General features: G+C 37.1%; 19 protein-coding genes. 8 read left to right on the forward strand and 11 right to left on the reverse strand.

The window, feature by feature from the left end:
- Positions 1–249: hypothetical protein (locus tag G466_RS24125; RefSeq protein WP_034235930.1), on the forward strand; the 249-nt coding region annotated here is incomplete at its 5' end.
- 158 nt (positions 250–407) lie between these two features.
- Here the strand turns inward: G466_RS24125 and G466_RS0115525 are convergent.
- The 4 genes from G466_RS0115525 to G466_RS0115540 all read right to left on the reverse strand — a co-directional run bounded on the left by G466_RS0115525 (position 408) and on the right by G466_RS0115540 (position 3,386).
- On the reverse strand, positions 408–923 hold the full coding sequence (locus G466_RS0115525) for a ferritin (RefSeq protein ID WP_026814479.1): 516 nt from the start codon (positions 921–923) through the stop codon (positions 408–410).
- A gap of 182 nt (positions 924–1,105) precedes the next feature.
- A complete protein-coding gene (locus G466_RS0115530; protein ID WP_026814480.1) occupies positions 1,106–1,426 on the reverse strand; it encodes a hypothetical protein in 321 nt (106 codons plus the stop codon).
- Positions 1,427–1,466: 40 nt separating this feature from the next.
- A complete protein-coding gene (locus G466_RS0115535) occupies positions 1,467–1,937 on the reverse strand; it encodes an Lrp/AsnC ligand binding domain-containing protein (protein ID WP_026814481.1) in 471 nt (156 codons plus the stop codon).
- 84 nt (positions 1,938–2,021) lie between these two features.
- Positions 2,022–3,386 carry a saccharopine dehydrogenase family protein gene (locus G466_RS0115540; RefSeq protein WP_026814482.1) on the reverse strand — a complete coding sequence of 455 codons (1,365 nt, stop codon included), beginning with the start codon at positions 3,384–3,386 and terminating at the stop codon, positions 2,022–2,024.
- 78 nt (positions 3,387–3,464) lie between these two features.
- On the opposite strand from G466_RS0115540, the gene G466_RS0115545 reads away from it, so the two are divergent.
- Positions 3,465–3,857 carry a DUF423 domain-containing protein gene (locus G466_RS0115545; protein ID WP_026814483.1) on the forward strand — a complete coding sequence of 131 codons (393 nt, stop codon included), beginning with the start codon at positions 3,465–3,467 and terminating at the stop codon, positions 3,855–3,857.
- 56 nt (positions 3,858–3,913) lie between these two features.
- Positions 3,914–5,530, forward strand: coding sequence for a phosphoenolpyruvate carboxykinase (ATP) (gene pckA / locus G466_RS0115550; protein WP_026814484.1), 1,617 nt, complete (start codon positions 3,914–3,916; stop codon positions 5,528–5,530).
- A gap of 89 nt (positions 5,531–5,619) precedes the next feature.
- Here pckA and G466_RS0115555 read toward each other — a convergent pair whose 3' ends face one another.
- Genes G466_RS0115555 through G466_RS0115565 form a run of 3 tightly spaced genes read right to left on the reverse strand, consistent with a single transcriptional unit; the run spans position 5,620 to position 8,635 of the window.
- Complete coding sequence (locus G466_RS0115555) at positions 5,620–6,366, reverse strand: uroporphyrinogen-III synthase (RefSeq protein WP_026814485.1); 747 nt, start codon at positions 6,364–6,366, stop codon at positions 5,620–5,622.
- On the reverse strand, positions 6,363–7,028 hold the full coding sequence (locus tag G466_RS0115560) for a DUF4271 domain-containing protein (protein ID WP_026814486.1): 666 nt from the start codon (positions 7,026–7,028) through the stop codon (positions 6,363–6,365). The genes G466_RS0115555 and G466_RS0115560 overlap by 4 nt, the downstream gene beginning before the upstream one ends.
- A complete protein-coding gene (locus tag G466_RS0115565; RefSeq protein WP_229797240.1) occupies positions 7,013–8,635 on the reverse strand; it encodes an ArnT family glycosyltransferase in 1,623 nt (540 codons plus the stop codon). Before G466_RS0115565 ends, G466_RS0115560 begins: the two co-directional genes overlap by 16 nt.
- Before the next feature lie 189 nt (positions 8,636–8,824).
- On the opposite strand from G466_RS0115565, the gene G466_RS0115570 reads away from it, so the two are divergent.
- From G466_RS0115570 to G466_RS0115580, 3 genes are read left to right on the forward strand one after another with little or no spacing between them, the layout of a single operon-like run.
- A complete protein-coding gene (locus G466_RS0115570) occupies positions 8,825–9,553 on the forward strand; it encodes a polyprenol monophosphomannose synthase (protein WP_026814488.1) in 729 nt (242 codons plus the stop codon).
- 1 nt (position 9,554) lies between these two features.
- Complete coding sequence (locus G466_RS0115575) at positions 9,555–10,889, forward strand: dihydroorotase (RefSeq protein ID WP_026814489.1); 1,335 nt, start codon at positions 9,555–9,557, stop codon at positions 10,887–10,889.
- A gap of 2 nt (positions 10,890–10,891) precedes the next feature.
- The gene (locus G466_RS0115580) at positions 10,892–11,317 is read left to right on the forward strand and encodes a DUF4296 domain-containing protein (RefSeq protein ID WP_026814490.1); all 426 of its coding nucleotides are present in this window, start codon (positions 10,892–10,894) and stop codon (positions 11,315–11,317) included.
- On the opposite strand, the gene G466_RS0115585 is transcribed toward G466_RS0115580, so the two are convergent.
- Positions 11,292–12,299 (reverse strand): NAD-dependent epimerase/dehydratase family protein, encoded by a 1,008-nt coding sequence (locus G466_RS0115585; RefSeq protein ID WP_026814491.1) that lies wholly within the window; start codon positions 12,297–12,299, stop codon positions 11,292–11,294. The two genes, G466_RS0115580 and G466_RS0115585, sit on opposite strands and share 26 nt — an antisense overlap.
- 185 nt (positions 12,300–12,484) lie before the next feature.
- Between G466_RS0115585 and tyrS the strand changes: the two genes are divergently transcribed.
- Positions 12,485–13,780 carry a tyrosine--tRNA ligase gene (gene tyrS / locus G466_RS0115595; protein ID WP_026814492.1) on the forward strand — a complete coding sequence of 432 codons (1,296 nt, stop codon included), beginning with the start codon at positions 12,485–12,487 and terminating at the stop codon, positions 13,778–13,780.
- Positions 13,781–13,986: 206 nt separating this feature from the next.
- Positions 13,987–14,502: a hypothetical protein gene (locus tag G466_RS0115600; protein ID WP_229797239.1), complete on the forward strand. Its 516-nt coding sequence runs from the start codon at positions 13,987–13,989 to the stop codon at positions 14,500–14,502.
- Here the strand turns inward: G466_RS0115600 and G466_RS0115605 are convergent.
- From G466_RS0115605 to G466_RS0115610, 3 genes are all read right to left on the reverse strand, one after another.
- Positions 14,497–15,486 (reverse strand): LuxE/PaaK family acyltransferase, encoded by a 990-nt coding sequence (locus G466_RS0115605; protein WP_229797238.1) that lies wholly within the window; start codon positions 15,484–15,486, stop codon positions 14,497–14,499. The genes G466_RS0115600 and G466_RS0115605 overlap by 6 nt on opposite strands.
- A gap of 205 nt (positions 15,487–15,691) precedes the next feature.
- Positions 15,692–15,838, reverse strand: a complete 147-nt coding sequence (locus G466_RS24515; protein WP_316929606.1) for a T9SS type A sorting domain-containing protein — start codon at positions 15,836–15,838, stop codon at positions 15,692–15,694.
- A gap of 343 nt (positions 15,839–16,181) precedes the next feature.
- Positions 16,182–16,493: a T9SS type A sorting domain-containing protein gene (locus G466_RS0115610; protein WP_026814495.1), complete on the reverse strand. Its 312-nt coding sequence runs from the start codon at positions 16,491–16,493 to the stop codon at positions 16,182–16,184.
- Positions 16,494–16,643: the final 150 nt, after the last annotated feature.

Genomic DNA, 16,643 nt, shown 5'->3' on the forward strand with positions numbered 1-16,643 from the left:
AAAGGACAAGGAACACTACCATCTGAAAAGGATAAGGGCCAGGACCAGGGCCACCGAGATCTTATGGATATTCTTCGGCATCCATACCGGCAACGCACTGGAGATCGGCAGGCGGATGTCGGCCATGGCGCTGGAAAAAGCGGCATAGGGACTAGCGATCCGAAACTTCGATGGGAAAGGTATGCCAGAACCTCACTAAAACGACCAAAAAGCCCTCTTAAACCGGACGAAAATCCACTTCGAAAATAAACCATAAAAAAAATCCCGGAAACATCGATGTTCCAGGATTCGTTCTGTCCAGTTTTTAGTGAAAATCGGCCTACTCCCGAATATCCCTTTTTATTGTTTATTTATTCTAAGACTTTTAGGATCCTTACTATAAGGTTAGGTTTAGCCTTTTATTAAAGTTATTCTCCTCTTGTAATACGCTCATCAATTAACTTTAAGGCAATGCCGTCTCTCCCCATTAACTCGAAAAGATCTAAAATATTTCTAAGCGACTTTTCTTCTTCTAGTTGTTCTTGAACAAACCACTGAAGGAAATTTTCCACCACATAATCCTGATCGTTTCTCGCTGTGGCCAAAATTTTGTGAATGGATTTGGTCACCATGATTTCATGATCCAAAGCGTTTTCAAAAACCTCTTCTAAATTGGAAAAATCATGATTTATATTCTCTACAGTAGGAGAGATGGCAATGCCTCCAGAATCTGCGATAAATTTGAATATTTTCATCATGTGATCTCTTTCCTCCGCAGATTGCGCATAGAAAAACTCGGCACTATTGGTATACGCATTTTGGTCGCACCATGAGGCCATGGCTAAATACGTGGCAGAAGCATGGGCCTCTAGCTTTATCTGATTATTGAGTAGGTCCATACTACTGACCTTTATACTCATTTGTTGTCTTGCAATATCTTTCATCTTTTTATATTTTATTTATTATGTGTTGTTTTTTTGTGGAAACATATTAGTTTGTAGGTCCAACACGTAATGATACCTACATAACTTCTCCTCATTTTTTATAAAGGTATTGAAATTGAAATTGAAAAAAGAATGGAAGTGCCAATATGTAATTGGACTTAGACTGCTTTTAAATTAATGGCTTAATAAACGGCCTTTGCATTTTCTGAGGATATGCCCAAAAGTGCAAATCCGTAACATACTAAATTCTTAAGATCTAAAATTTCGAGGGTGTTCAGTAAAAACAAATGTTCTTTGTTGCAGAGCATTAATAATTCAAAGCCGTGTTTGTTAAGATCTGCATCAAAATGGGTCTCTATAGCAATTGAATTTACTTTTTGACGTAGCGCTAGCAGTTGACAAAAAGATAGCTTAACTACCTTTTGGCCAAAATCAATATAAAAATACCTATCCGTGTTGGATTGATATAAAGTGTAAAATTTAGATTGATATACTGAAGTCATTGAGGGCAAAATTAATGCTTATTTAGATTCAATCCAAACATTAAATACTAATTTGACGGTCTATTTGTTGGTTAAGGGAAATAAAGGTTTCTGTTCGTGATACACCATCTATTTGCTGAATATGCTTATTTAGTACGTGCATTAAGTGCTCATTGTCCCTGCAGAGTACTTTTATTAAGATAGACCAGTTCCCTGTAGTATAGTGACATTCCAGTACTTCTGGGATTTTTGCCAATTCCTTTACTGCCACAGGATTGCTCATTGCCTTGTCCAAATAGATGCCAATATAGGCCATAGTGGTGTATCCCAAAATCTTTGGATTTATTATGAATTTTGATCCCGAAATTAAGCCAGAAGCCTCCAATTTGCGCAAGCGTTGATGGATGGCCGCTCCGGAAATACCTATATTTCTTGCTATTTCTAGTACGGGCTTTCTAGCGTCCTCCATAAGAAATCTTAGGATTTCCTTGTCAATTCCGTCTATTTTGATGTTTTCACCAGTAGATTTCATTTTTTGGTTTCATATTTTACCCTAAAGATACCAAAATAGTTTCAGTTCATAACGTTGCTTTAGCTGCTTTGGTGAAATCGCAAATTAAACGTTTGGATTATAGCCAAGGTAGGGCACCTTAAATTCCTTAAATTGAATTCCAAAATTCTCGAGCTCTTTTAAGATGGGTTCGTAGACTTCTTTTTTGATTGGAATCTGTACTCCTGGGGTAGTAATTTTTTTGTTTAAAATAAATAAAGTGGCAATAGCTACAGGTAATCCAACCGTTTTGGCCATTGCTGTATGGGTTCTGTTTTCGCCAATCACTACCATATTAGAATCTATTTGTTCTTTTTTGCCATTAAGTAGGTAACCAAATTTGTGGTACATAACAATCATATCCTTGTCTTGGTCCCCAAGGATCCAGCTATCTTCTAGGATCTGTTGTAATATTTGGGCCGGCGTGGCCTTTTTAAGGGTGATCTTTTTGTTATCATCAAATAGGTTGAGTTCCTTAAGTTTGTCCCACATTATATCATCTTGGTCGATTTTTAAGTAATGGCGCATTTTTAATTCTACACTATCGGTGGGGGAATAGGAAAGGAATAAATTCACGAATTCTCTGTAAGACATGCCTTCTGAGTTTTCTATAGGATAGCTGTCATCCGTCATTCCCATCTGAACAAACATATTCCACGCTTTGGAAAAGCCTACCCTTCTTATGGTTCCCCTATATAAGGTAAGCGCATCCTGTAATCCATAGGCTTCTCTGTATTTTAGAGAGTCTCTATTGGCATATGCTTCAAACTTACCGTGACCTTCAACATCTAAGAATTCTGTTCGCCTAAACAACTTGTGATATGGAATATATTTATAAGTGCCTTCTTGGAAAAATTTCGCGGCGCCACCCTGTCCGGCAAGAACTACGTTTCTGGGATTCCATGTAAATTTATAGTTCCATAGATTGTTATCGCTTTGTGGGGCAACAAGTCCTCCAGTAAAAGATTCGAATAAAATTAATTTGCCTCCCTTCTTCCTAATTTTGTCTATTGCCTGCATGGCGCTCATGTGATCTATTCCAGGATCAACGCCAATTTCATTCATAAACACCAGCCCATGCTCTTTCGCTTTTCCATCCAAGGCTTGGATCTGTTCACTAACATAAGAGGCAGTGACCAAATGCTTTCTGTGTTCAATACAATCTCTGGCTACATTGATATGTAGATGTGCGGGCAACATGGAAATTACAATATCAGAAGACTTTATAACTTCTTTCCTTTCGGTCTCATTAAATATGTCTAGCTTAATAATGCTGCATGCTTTATGTTGCTTAATTCTGTTGGGCAACATATCTGGAAACAAATCACAAATGCTGAGGTGAAGCTTTTCTTCTTCCGATTTTTCCAGTAAATAATCGAGTAAATATGATGTGGATTTTCCTGCACCTAAGATTACTATTTTTCGCAACATGTGTAATTTTACTTTCTGATTAGACAGTTACTAAGGTATCAAAATGTTATATTTGTAAAAAATATGTTAACATAAGTTATGAACAAAACAATACTATGTGCTGGGGTATTTTTTGGGGCAACAGCCGTAATGCTTGGTGCATTCGGAGCTCATGGCCTCACAAACTTGGTGGGTTCCAAAGCAGTCGATTCTTTTACTACAGGGGTTCAATACCAAATGTTTCATGCTTTTTTTCTATTAATATTAGGGGGGATAAATTTCTTGTCAGTTAAGCAGAAAAAAATAATCTCCTATTTTATTGTTCTAGGAATTTTTTGTTTTTCTTTCTCCATATACCTATTGGCAACAAATGAGCTAACGGGGTTCGACTTTACTCAAATTGCGCTTGTAACTCCTTTTGGAGGATTGTTGCTTATTATTGGTTGGGTGCTTTTAGGCGTTGCAATATTGAAAAATAAAAACCCCGAATAAGTTGCATTATTGTTAATATAATTAAATTATTTATAGATAATTAAAACTCAATTATTATGGCTTCATCTACTTCATCTACGAAATCGATTTCGTTAAAACAGTATGGATTGAAAAGGAGTATTATCCACTATCAATTACCTCCTTCAGATTTACATCGGATTACCGTAGAAAAAGGGTTGGGCGTAACTTCCTCAACTGGCGCGCTCGCTATAAATACCGGTGAATTTACTGGCAGGTCACCTATGGACAGATTTATTGTTAAGGATTCAATTACCGAAGATAAGGTTTGGTGGGGAAGTGTTAATATTCCTTTTGAAGCCAACAAGTTTGATGCGCTTTATGATAAAGTGATCAATTACTTGGACGAGAAGGAACTCTATGTGAGAGATTGCTTTGCTTGTGCCGATGATGATTACAAAATGAATATTAGGGTAATTAACGAATACCCATGGTCCAATATGTTCGCGTATAATATGTTTTTAAGGCCAACAAAAGAAGAATTGCTAGGTTTTGAGCCGGAATGGACAGTGATAAACGCCCCTGGTTTTATGGCTGATAGTGACGTAGATGGAACAAGACAGCATAATTTTGCCATCTTAAACTTCAGTAAAAAAATAGCCCTTATTGGAGGGACTGGTTATACTGGAGAAATTAAAAAAGGAATATTTTCTGCTTTAAACTTTATTCTTCCCGTCTATAAAAACTGCCTGCCAATGCACTGTTCTGCCAATGTTGGTGAGGAGGGAGAGACGGCTATCTTTTTTGGACTTTCCGGTACTGGGAAAACAACATTGTCTGCAGATCCACATAGGAAGTTAATTGGGGATGATGAGCATGGTTGGACAAATGATAATACGGTATTTAATTTTGAAGGTGGATGTTATGCCAAGGTAATAAACCTTTGTGAAGAGAATGAACCCGAGATCTATGGTGCCATTAAAAAAGGGGCGCTTTTAGAAAATGTAATTTTGGATGCCAATGGAGTAGTAGATTATAAGGACACTTCAATAACGCAAAACACCAGGGTGAGCTATCCTATATATAATATAGATAATATACAGGAACCTTCCATTGGTAAAAACCCAAAGAATATTTTTTTCCTAACAGCAGACGCCTTTGGGGTGCTGCCACCAATATCTAAGCTTACCCCTAGCCAAGCAGCTTATCATTTTATTTCCGGGTATACGGCCAAAGTTGCGGGAACCGAGGCTGGAGTAGTAGAGCCTGTTCCTAGTTTTTCAGCTTGTTTTGGGGCTCCGTTTATGCCCCTGCACCCTACCAAATACGCCGAAATGTTAAGTGCCAAGATGAAGGACTCGGGAGTGAACGTTTGGTTGGTGAATACAGGATGGACAGGAGGTCCTTACGGGGTGGGGACACGAATGAAGCTGAAATATACACGTGCTATGATCCATGCCGTTCTAAACGGAGATCTAGGATTGTATTGTTATGATAAATACCATATTCATTCCGTATTTGGTGTGGCACAACCTAGGGAATGTCCCGGAGTGCCCACTAGTGTGCTTAGTCCACGGACTACTTGGAATGATGATGAGGCCTATTATAAGACAGCATTTAAATTGACCAATGCCTTTAGGGAGAATTTTAAGAAATTTGAATCTTATGCCAATGAGGAAATAAGAAGGGGAGGACCGCAACGGTACTCGTTCTAAAAATAAAAACCCGAGGGAAACCTCGGGTTTTATTATGAATTTTGGTAAGAGCCACTACTGCATGTCCCTCGCATAGAAAATTGATGGCGCTACTTTTTATTCGCTGTATTAATATATTTCTGTAACGCCATAGTAATGGATGGAGTTTCAGGCGTAGGAGCCTGAATGTCTATCCTTAAACCAGCATCGGTAGCCGCCTTAATAGTAGAATTACCATAAACGGCAATTCTAGTGTTGTTCTGTTCAAAATCAGGGAAATTCTTTAAAAGAGATTCTATTCCTGAAGGGCTAAAGAAAACCAAAACGTCATAATAAACATCCCTTAAGTCAGAAAGATCACTAACTACCGTCTTGTAAAATATACCTCTAGTCCAGTTTAATCCTAAACTATCCAAGGTTTCGGGTACTATAGGTTTAAGCACATCTGAAGAGGGTAAAAGAAACTTCTCGTCCTTATACTTTTTTAGTATAGGAGTAAGGTCAGGAAAATACATTTTACCTACATAGATTTTACGCTTCCTATAAACCACATATTTTTGAAGATAGTATGCAACTGCTTCAGACTGACAGAAATATTTCATAGAGTCTGGTACCTTGAACCTCATTTCGTCAGCAATCCTAAAAAAGTGATCTACAGCATTTCTACTGGTTAGTATGATAGCTGTATAATTGTTAAGATCTATTTTTTGTTGCCTAACATTTTTAGCGTCTACTCCTTCCACATGGATAAAGGGCCGAAAGTCAACCTTTACTTTTTCCTTGTCTATAATTCTGGAATATGGGGAGTTTTCTGTCTTGGGTTCTGGTTGCGAAACCAATATCGTTTTTACTTTCATAAGCTACGTTCTAACAAGTATGTTCCAATCAAAATTACTGGTGCTACTTCTAGAGCGCAAAGATACAAAATAAAATAGACAAAATTGCTGGTAATGAATTTTCTATGACTTTTCAAAGTTGTGAACCAGCCAATGCCATTAATGAGGAGAATCAATAAACTTCCTATCAAAATAACAACTTTAGACTCAGGATATACAAAATTTAATATTAAATTGGCAATCAACATTACAACACCGCTGTAATTAAAATAGGAGATTTTTTTAAATACAATTTCGGAAATGGTCTGTTCGGAATTAAAGATAAAACCGTTAGCTAGTTGGAAAAATAGTTTTACAGTTAAAACTAGGGATAAGCCAAGTAAAAGGGTTCCGTAAGTTTCTAACTCATATTTTTCTATGGGAGCAAAAAAACTTTCGTTAATAAAAAAAATAAAGAGTGAGAGATTAAGGGCTTGGAAAATGGAGAGAAGTATATTGAACCAATTAAAAACCTTATCTTTTTTGTTGTACATAAAAATGTACTTATTATTAAAAGGAAGAATAATAAAGTCCAGAAACCTGCTGTAAAATAAATTTTTAGCAAGAACTATTAACAGTATGCTAGAGAATAAAATTATGCTTATCCAATCAGCAGTAGTCGGATTTCTTAATATGGCTTCCATGTTTCCAGCATTATATTTTGGCCGTTATATCCTAAATATAGGCCATTTTCAGAAACCCCCATCCTTATGTAGGCAGCGTCATTCGACTTTGGTTTCGGAATAGTTAATTTAAAGTCTGTTGTGTCTTTCTGTTTAAGCTTTGTCACTTTGGAGTCTTTTGGCTTAACGTCAACAAATGTAGTTTCTATAACACGCTTGTATCGATTCAAAAATGTTGCCCCAAACCTAAGCTTTTTTAGATCGATATCTTGCCTATAAGGATTGTAAACCTTTAAAGTTATGGCTGTGCTATCTTTTAGGGAGATTTTTTTTTGTGGGATTATGCATTGTAGTTTTCTAAAAGATTCAAAATCATCCATGTACTTGCCTTTGTAATGCTCTCCCTTGGCACCAATGAATTGGAGGTCACTCTCCTTTAAATATCTAGAAACGTACAATATGCGTTTATGTTGTACCTCCTTCTCTGATTTATCAAGGGAATATTGATTTAATCGATATTGAGTATTGTTAAAGGAATAGGAAGGTTTACCTGTGTAAAAGGCATAAACTGCTGCGTTCCCATAAGAGTTTTCAAAAACAACTGGAATATCCCCAACTTGCTTAAGTAAATACTTTGTCCAGCTTTTATTAAAATGAGTTTCAAAAGGTATAGGTAACACCGATCCCGTAACCAACCATATTCTAAGAAACAGTAAAATACCAATATTAACTATCCCCAGACGTAAGACCCAACTCCTTGTCCTAGGATGGTCTATTAGGTAATTAAAAGTGACAATAATCAAAGGGATACTTATTGCTACCAACCACTGAGCCTGCACCTTTCTAACAAAACTGCTAATAAAAAAGAAAAGAATAAACCCATAGGTAAAAAACACCAACGCTTTGATAAACTGATCCTTAATATTAGTTTTTATTAAAGTATAGTAGACCCAAGGAAAAAGTAATCCGAAAAGCGCTATTAGATTAAGGAGATACCCTAGCGTAAAATCCACGAAATTATAAGGGCTTGTCGGTCTATCCACAAGGTGGTAGCCAAGGCTTATGAAATCGTTGTTAAACAACCATAGCAGATGCGGAACATAGCATATAAGTGCAATAGCTACGGAAAGCCAAGCATATTTGTTAAGGATCAAATTTATATTGGATAGAAGTACAAACAAAATAATCAGTAAGGCGTGGTATTTACTATACATCATAGCAGCCATAAAAAGCCCTAACAAAACCGAATTTAATAGCGTATTTTTGTTAATAAAGCGTTTATAGACGAAGAGGAATAGGGTGGTGAAAAATAACAAGGGTGTATCTGGTAGGGTAAAGAATCCATAGGCTTGCATTAGTGTTAATGCAAAAAAGAGTACACAATAATGCAAGGTGTATTTTTCTTTTTTGGTATGGTCTATCAACCACCAAATAAATAGCATGCTTAGGGAATATAGGATACAACTTATAATCCTAACCCCTAGTTCTCCACCAAAAATAGAACTTCCCACTCCAATCATCCAGGCAACCATCGGAGGATGGTCAAAATAGCCCCAAGCTATATTTTGAGAATAATACCAGTAGTAGGCCTCATCCAATAATAACTCTGTAGTTATACTCTGTACCATATTCAGCGCAAAAGTTAACGCTATGAAAAACAGAAGAATTTTAGGAGTTTTTAGATGCATTGGATGTGGTTTCCGAAACAAAATTACAAATTATAAAAAGACACTAAAGTTTAAAAATATCATAAATAGGGCCCGATGTTTCCCTACGGATTTTAAAATACTATTTTTGCTAAAAATGGAATTACCTAGATGACGGATAGCTTGGTCATTATACCTACTTTCAACGAGATTGAAAATATTGAGCTTATTATTAAAGCTGTCTTTGCATTGGAGAAGGATTTTAGTATCCTTATTGTAGACGATAACTCCCCAGATGGGACCGCCAAAAAGGTAAGGTCGTTACAAAGGGACTATGTAAATAGACTATTTTTAGAGGTTAGACAAGAGAAATTTGGATTGGGTACAGCCTATATCCATGGTTTTAAATGGGCTATTGAAAGAAGATATGATTATATTTTTGAAATGGATGCCGATTTTTCTCATGCTCCTGCAGATTTGGTAAAATTGCACCAAGCGTGTTTAGACGGTGCTGATGTGGCTATTGGATCCAGATACAAAAAGGGGATAAATGTTGTAAATTGGCCTTTACACAGGATTCTTCTCTCCTATGGTGCATCGTTTTATGTTAAGATAATCACTGGAATGTGGGTGCACGACCCAACTGCGGGTTTTGTTTGCTATAAGAGAAAAGTTTTGGAAACTATTAGTTTAGATTCCGTTAAATTTATAGGATATGCATTTCAAATAGAAATGAAATTTAGAGCCCATCTGCAAAAGTACAATCTTGTAGAGGTGCCCATAGTTTTTACTGATAGGATACGTGGTAAATCTAAAATGAGTACCTCCATAGTTGGGGAAGCAGTATTTGGAGTTCTGCAAATGAAATTTAGGAGCTTGTTTCAAAAAAATAAATTTTAGTATGGGCAAAACAATATTAAAGAACGCTACCGTTGTTAATGAAGGGCAGATCTTTACTGCGGATATTTTACTGGAAGGAAAAATTATCTTAAAAATTGATAGTCATATCGCTTCAAATGGAGCTAAGGAAATTAATTTGGAAGGTAAATATGTTTTGCCAGGAGTAATAGATGATCAGGTGCATTTTAGGGAGCCCGGACTTACTCATAAAGGAACTATTGCAACAGAAAGCAGGGCTGCGGTAGCAGGGGGAATTACTACATTTATGGAACAACCCAATACCCATCCACAAACAACTACGATTGCCAAGTTAGAAGAGAAATTTGAAATAGCCAGACAATCTGCGTTTGCTAATTACTCTTTTTTATTCGGGGGAACCAATGACAATCTGGAAGAGCTCAAGAAATTAGACAAAAATGCATGTTCTGGGGTGAAGCTTTTTCTAGGGTCTTCCACTGGAAATATGTTAGTGGATAACGAAGAGGTTATCGAAAAAATATTTAGGAATACAGAGATGGTAATTTCTGCCCATTGTGAGGACGAGGCCACAATTAGGAAAAATATGGCGCTTTATACTGAGCGCTACGGAGATGATATCCCCATGAAATACCATCCCCTGATCAGGAGTGAGGAAGCTTGTTACCTTTCCTCTTCCAAAGCAATATCCCTAGCAGAAAAAACAGGGGCTAGACTCCATGTCTTTCATGTGTCCACAGGGGCGGAAACTAGTCTTTTTAGGAATGATATTCCTTTGGAACAAAAGAAAATAACCGCCGAGGTTTGTATTCACCATCTTTGGTTTGCTGAGGAAGATTATGAAACCAAGGGGACACTTATTAAATGGAACCCTGCAGTTAAAACCGCTGCTGATAGAGATCAGTTATGGAAAGCGTTATTAGATGACCGTATAGATGTTGTAGCAACCGATCATGCGCCACACACCCTTGAGGAAAAAGACAAGGTGTACACTTCCGCGCCATCTGGCGGACCATTGGTACAGCATGCCTTACCAGCAATGCTGGAAAACTACCACTCCGGGAAAATAGGATTGGAAAAGATAGTGGAGAAGATGTGTCATAATCCAGCAAAGTTGTTTCAGATAGAAAAGCGTGGATTTATTAAAGAGGGATATTTTGCAGATTTGGTAGTGGTAGATTTAAATGATACGTGGAAAGTGACAAAAGAAAATATTGCCTATAAGTGTGGATGGTCTCCTTTTCATGGTAATTCTTTTCACTCCAAAATAAGTCATACTTTTGTAAATGGACATTTGGCTTACGAAAATGGCCGATTTTCAGAGGAGAGAAATGCAATGAGGCTAACCTTCAATAGATAGTTATGGTAAAATACCTGCTGCCCCTAATTCTTTTATTCTTAATATCTTGTAATGAGGAGGTAGTAAAAAAACCTAAAAATCTTATTCAAAAGGATAAGATGGTTTCTGTTTTATACGATATCTCTTTGTTAAACGCGGGGCGATCTATAAATCAAAATATCTTGAATGAGTATGATATTGTGCCTATGGAGTATATCTATGAAAAGCACGGTATAGATAGTCTTCAATTAGTGAATAGTGATACCTACTATGCCTCACTTCCCATTGTTTATGAAGCAATTTATACCGAAGTGAAGGAGAGGTTGGAAAACGAAGAGGCATCCATCAATGCCAAAAAAGAAGAAGCCGCCAAAAAAGCTTCCGAGAAAGCAACAGAGTTAAAAAAAGCTGATTCTGATGAAGCTAAGGATGGTCTTCCAAAAACTTAGTACAGGAAAAATTAATGATGCCTTCTAAAGGCTCATAAGTATGTCCAAGTAGTTCTTTAGACTTGCTATTATTGAATAGCTGAGCTTTTCTTAAGGATCGCACCGAATTTTTTGAGAGTCTTCTCCCGCGTCTAGTTAGTAGAGAAGCTACCAAATCCAGTCTCCACAATAGTTCCAATTGCCAGAATTTAAGTGGAATTGTAGGTGCTGGTTTGTTAAGTGCTTTGGTCAACCGATTTAAAATTTCCTTATAACTTAGGTTTTTTGCAACCGTAATAAATTTTTCATTTTTCACGTTAGAATCCATTAGTTGGATCATTAATGAAATCACGTCCTGCACAGATACAAAGCCCGTTCCGCCCGGAGGATAGAATTTTCTTGCCTTATTTGCATTTTGAAATAGGAGTCCGGTACCAGTTTCCCAAAATCCTGGGCCTATAATGACACCCGGGTTAACGATCACTGCCGGGACGTTTTCCTGTGTCCCGCGCCACACCTCTAGTTCAGCTTCCATTTTAGTTAAAGCATATACATTGGCACGGTGAGTGGTCCAGTCCGTTTTTTCTGTAGCGGGCTTCCCATCCAACGTTCTTCCAATAGCCGCTATGGAGCTTACGTAGCACAGCTTTTCTATTTGATGCGCAATACACAGGTTTACTATGTTTTTGGTGCCCTCTATATTTACTATCCTCAACAATTCATAGTCGCTGGGATCAAAAGAGATTAGGGCGGCGCAATGGTATACTTGGGTAACATTTTTAAAGGCTGTTTCCAATGCGGGAATATCCATTAGGTCTGCCTCTACCCAATTAATTTTTTTAAATAGTGAGTGGGATTCCTCACTGTAGTAGCCAAAAACCCTTTCTACCTGGGTTAGATTACTGGTAGTTCTATGTATGGCTTTTACCTCTTTGCCCAATTGCAATAACCGTAAGAGCAAATGTGCTCCTACCAAACCCGTACCTCCTGTGACTAAGATCATGGCTCAAATTTACTCATTTGCATTGATAAATCTAAAAATTCATTGATGCGAATATTCAGGTTGTGATTTGGAACTCATTCCCCTAAAAAATAGGTTCAGAGAAATGGATTATTATACCCTTTGCAAGAAGAAAGCAAGCTATTTGCTTTATCTTTGCCACTATTATAGAAAAGTAAACTTTAAGCATGACTTCAAATTTTGTAGAAGAATTAACCTGGAGGGGGATGTTGCACGATGTAATGCCCGGAACCGAAGAGCATTTATTAAGTGGAATGCAGTCTGCCTATGTAGGAATAGATCCTACGGCAGATTCACTTCATATAGGACATTTGGTAGGTGTAATGATGCTGCGGCATTTTCAATTGGCCGGACATAAACCCTATGCTTTAATTGGCGGTGCAACCGGGATGATTGGCGATCCTTCAGGTAAATCTAATGAACGTAATTTGCTGGATGAAGCTACCTTGGCGAAGAACCAAGCAGGAATAAAAGCCCAACTTGCACGTTTTTTAGATTTTAATAGCGGTAAAGACAATAGCGCCATCTTAGTAAATAATTACGACTGGATGAAGGAGTTTTCCTTTTTGGAGTTTATTCGTGATGTTGGTAAACATATTACCGTGAACTATATGATGGCTAAAGATTCCGTAAAAAAAAGGTTAACGTCAGAATCTAACGATGGCTTGTCCTTTACAGAATTCACCTATCAATTGGTGCAAGGATATGATTTTTTACATCTTTACAGAACCCATAATTGTACCCTTCAAATGGGAGGAAGCGATCAATGGGGGAATATTACAACAGGTACAGAACTTATTCGTAGGATTGATGGAAATAAAGGGTATGCGCTTACCTGTCCATTAATTACCAAAGCCGATGGCACTAAATTTGGAAAATCTGAAGGAGGTAATGTTTGGTTGGATGCGGAAAGGACATCGCCCTATAAATTCTACCAATATTGGTTGAATACCTCTGATGAAGATGCGGAAAAGTACATTAAAATATTTACCTTCCTAAGTAAGGATGAAATTGAGGACCTGGTAAATGAACATAAGGAAGCACCACATTTACGGATTCTGCAAAAGCGTTTGGCAGATGAAATTACGGTAATGGTGCATTCACAAGAAGATTTGGACAATGCAAAACAGGCCAGTAATATCCTTTTTGGAAAATCCACTTCAGATGACCTTAAGAAATTGAATGAGAAAGCATTTTTGGATGTTTTTGAAGGTGTGCCGCAAGCTGAGGTAGCCAGAGAAGAAATTGAAAATGGATTGGATATGATTGGGGCTTTAGCCGCTAAGACCAACTTTTTGGCATCTAATGGAGAGGCAAGACGTGAACTAAAACAAAATTCCATTTCTGTGAACAAAGAAAAGGTTAAAGAAGATTACATCATAACCTCAGAAGACTTAATCAATAATAAGTTTGTGCTTTTACAGCGCGGGAAAAAGAATTACTTTGTACTAGTAGTGCAATAGCTCGTATTAATTTTAAATTTAGAAACCCTAAGCCAAATCGCTTAGGGTTTCTTGTTTTATGGCCTCTTAAGTAGCGGTTGATTGTAGTTGGAAAGGTTTGGTGCTTTTCTCTTGGGCATTGTAAAAATTGAGACCAAGAGAGGGAAATATACTTTCTGATTTCCCGTTAGCGTATTAGAATTTTATAATTTATTAAGAAATATTTATTGATTTTTGCCATTCTGGCTGCATTTAGTGCATGTGATAAGTTAGATGAACTTACTAAGTTTGAAATGGATTATAAACAGCGTGTGGTTATACCGTCCACTACTGGGATGGATTTGCCCTTTGATATTTATACACCTGAAACGGAAACCAACTCTTCCTCAGAGTTTGGTGTAAACGATACTAGAAAAGACCTTATTGAAGAAATAGTATTACGGAAACTAACATTAAACCTAGTAACTCCTGAGGGAGAAGATTTTAGTTTTTTGGAATCTATTAGCGTGTATATGTCAGCAGAGGATCTTCCTGAAATCCGAATTGCCTGGAATGAAGAGGTGTCGGCTACTGTAGGGGGTACATTGGAATTAGAAACCGCTGGAGACAACTTAAAAGAGTATATTAAAAAAACGAATTATACCTTAAGGTTAAATACGGTTACGGATGAATTTCTATCCACGGATTATGAGGTAGATGTGGCATCTATATTCTTTGTGGATGCTAAGATCTTAGGCTTATAGCACCATTAAATTGCAGCCTCGAACATCCGAGTGGTCAAAGCGTCCTAAAATTTCAAAACTTCCATTCAGATGTACTTTTCCTAAATCCTGTGTGGCTATAAAGGCGCACGAATGGATATTGGCAAGATCTATTATATTTATCCCCCCACTTTTTCCGGGTTCTTGTAAAGATAAAGGGTCCTCTGTTTCTCTAGTAACTATTTTCATCCATTGTGGTGTGTGAAAAATACCGTTTCCATGCGAGTATGCCTGGGATAATAACTCTGTCATCCCATATTCGGAGTGTATTTGAGGGACCCCAAATCCATTGACCAGCAGTTGGTGGAGTTCTTCCCGTATCATTTCCTTTTTACGGCCTTTCATTCCGCCGGTTTCCATAACAACCGTATTTTTAAGCTGTAAATTATATTTTTCAGCCATATCCAATAAGGCAAAGGAAACCCCAATAAGTAACGTTTTTGTATGGGTTTCTTCCAATTTAAGCAAGGTCTCCTTTAAATGTTCCAGATCATCCAAATAAAATCCGCTATCGGGATGATTGCTCTTTTTAATGAGGTCATCAGCCATATAAATTAGGGAAGATCCCTCTCGCTCTAAGTAAGAAGGAAGTAGAGCTAAGATGCAATATTCATTTATGGCTCCATAAAAGGCTTCAAACGCACTTAGATAGCTCTGCTCGTAGAGGGAGAGGTTCCTTACTGAGTGCTTACTAACTTCACTCCCGGTAGTACCACTACTGGTAAAAATAATCTCGGGTTTGAAACTGCCAGTGATCACATTGTGGGTTTTGAAAAAGGAAATAGGTAGAAAGGGAATGTCTTCTACGCGATTAACATTGGATTCATCTTTTCCTAAATGTTGGCAAAACTCGCGATATACTTTATTGTTATGATACTGCGAACTAAAAGTTTGTAGCGCCAAGGCGTTAAACTCTTTTTCGCTACCAATGCTAAAAATATTCGAATGGATATTGTTGTGATTCACGGATACAAAAATAGTAATATTAGCAGTTGGCGGAAACCAAAATTGAAATTTATTGAATTGTATAAAATTGTGCTACAATAAACGGTAACCTCAATTCACCTAATACCGGTGTAAGCTTCTACTATTTATAGCTATTCATCTGTAATCTAAAAGTTCTATTGCAGTTTCTTAAAATTTGAAATCGAATTAAAATGGGGTGTAATACCTATTTGATCACCAATTTTCTTGTCATTACTTTTTGCTTTGTAACCTGAAGCGCATAGACCCCTGGAGCAAGTTTGGATACGTTTAAATGTGGGTTGGTTATCTTACCTTGAAGTACGAGAGTTCCAAAAATATCGTAGATAACGATGTCTTTTTGCCATTATCTTTTGTGTTGATATATACTACACCATCATCGGTAGGATTGGGGTAAAGCTTAAAATTATCGGAAGTGGTCCTCTAGTTCTCTGGGAGTTCGATATTCTCTTGTGCAGTTAGTGCCAAGCTTAATACGCTTAAAATGAGGGGGTAAATTATTTTCATGGTTTCTTTTGATTTGGGGTCAACCTCCTAAATTAAGGAAACCATTATTGAACTCGGTCAGTTTGTGGTAAACGTAAGGTTTTGTATATAAAGATCAATTTTTAAATTGATTAAATGTCTTTTAATGATTTAAACGAGTTGTTGCACGAGGCGAGTTGACTGGCAAAAGACTATTTGATAATTAATTTTCGGGTAGCAATTTTGTTTTTTTCTGTAATCCTTAACATGTATACGCCCGAATCTAGATTATCTAGTTTTAGTTCCATACCCAAAAGTGTCGTTTCTAAAACCTTGGTGCCGAAAATATCAAATATAAGTACCTTCTTAGGTGCATTTAGAGTAGTGCTGATATAAACCCTGCCATTGGTAGCTGGGTTAGGATATAGTTTGAAGCCATCAATATCCCCGCTATTTCCTTTGGAATCTTGCCCATAGGAAAAAGAAAGGAATAAGAATGTTACAATTAAGTAGAGTTGCTTCATATAAATTTTTATAGCAAATTGGTTCCTTACAAATGTAATAAATTTTGGGACAGATCGTTAGGAGACCCGCATTTTTGGGCTAAAATTGGAAAAATATAAAGAGGCGCAAGTGTAATCAATTGGTTTTAAGCTCATTAGATAATCGAAGCT

The organism is Arenibacter certesii DSM 19833 (assembly GCF_000429545.1).
Taxonomy (GTDB): domain Bacteria; phylum Bacteroidota; class Bacteroidia; order Flavobacteriales; family Flavobacteriaceae; genus Arenibacter; species Arenibacter certesii.

What these genes read in the sequence shown, in the direction of transcription:
- G466_RS0115525 (WP_026814479.1), bottom strand. Translation starts at nt 923, where the DNA reads ATGAAAGATATTGCAAGACAACAAATGAGTATAAAGGTCAGTAGTATG.
- G466_RS0115530 (WP_026814480.1), bottom strand. Translation starts at nt 1,426, where the DNA reads ATGACTTCAGTATATCAATCTAAATTTTACACTTTATATCAATCCAAC.
- G466_RS0115535 (WP_026814481.1), bottom strand. Translation starts at nt 1,937, where the DNA reads ATGAAATCTACTGGTGAAAACATCAAAATAGACGGAATTGACAAGGAA.
- G466_RS0115540 (WP_026814482.1), bottom strand. Translation starts at nt 3,386, where the DNA reads ATGTTGCGAAAAATAGTAATCTTAGGTGCAGGAAAATCCACATCATAT.
- G466_RS0115545 (WP_026814483.1), top strand. Translation starts at nt 3,465, where the DNA reads ATGAACAAAACAATACTATGTGCTGGGGTATTTTTTGGGGCAACAGCC.
- pckA (WP_026814484.1), top strand. Translation starts at nt 3,914, where the DNA reads ATGGCTTCATCTACTTCATCTACGAAATCGATTTCGTTAAAACAGTAT.
- G466_RS0115555 (WP_026814485.1), bottom strand. Translation starts at nt 6,366, where the DNA reads ATGAAAGTAAAAACGATATTGGTTTCGCAACCAGAACCCAAGACAGAA.
- G466_RS0115560 (WP_026814486.1), bottom strand. Translation starts at nt 7,028, where the DNA reads ATGGAAGCCATATTAAGAAATCCGACTACTGCTGATTGGATAAGCATA.
- G466_RS0115565 (WP_229797240.1), bottom strand. Translation starts at nt 8,635, where the DNA reads ATGGTACAGAGTATAACTACAGAGTTATTATTGGATGAGGCCTACTAC.
- G466_RS0115570 (WP_026814488.1), top strand. Translation starts at nt 8,825, where the DNA reads ATGACGGATAGCTTGGTCATTATACCTACTTTCAACGAGATTGAAAAT.
- G466_RS0115575 (WP_026814489.1), top strand. Translation starts at nt 9,555, where the DNA reads ATGGGCAAAACAATATTAAAGAACGCTACCGTTGTTAATGAAGGGCAG.
- G466_RS0115580 (WP_026814490.1), top strand. Translation starts at nt 10,892, where the DNA reads ATGGTAAAATACCTGCTGCCCCTAATTCTTTTATTCTTAATATCTTGT.
- G466_RS0115585 (WP_026814491.1), bottom strand. Translation starts at nt 12,299, where the DNA reads ATGATCTTAGTCACAGGAGGTACGGGTTTGGTAGGAGCACATTTGCTC.
- tyrS (WP_026814492.1), top strand. Translation starts at nt 12,485, where the DNA reads ATGACTTCAAATTTTGTAGAAGAATTAACCTGGAGGGGGATGTTGCAC.
- G466_RS0115610 (WP_026814495.1), bottom strand. Translation starts at nt 16,493, where the DNA reads ATGAAGCAACTCTACTTAATTGTAACATTCTTATTCCTTTCTTTTTCC.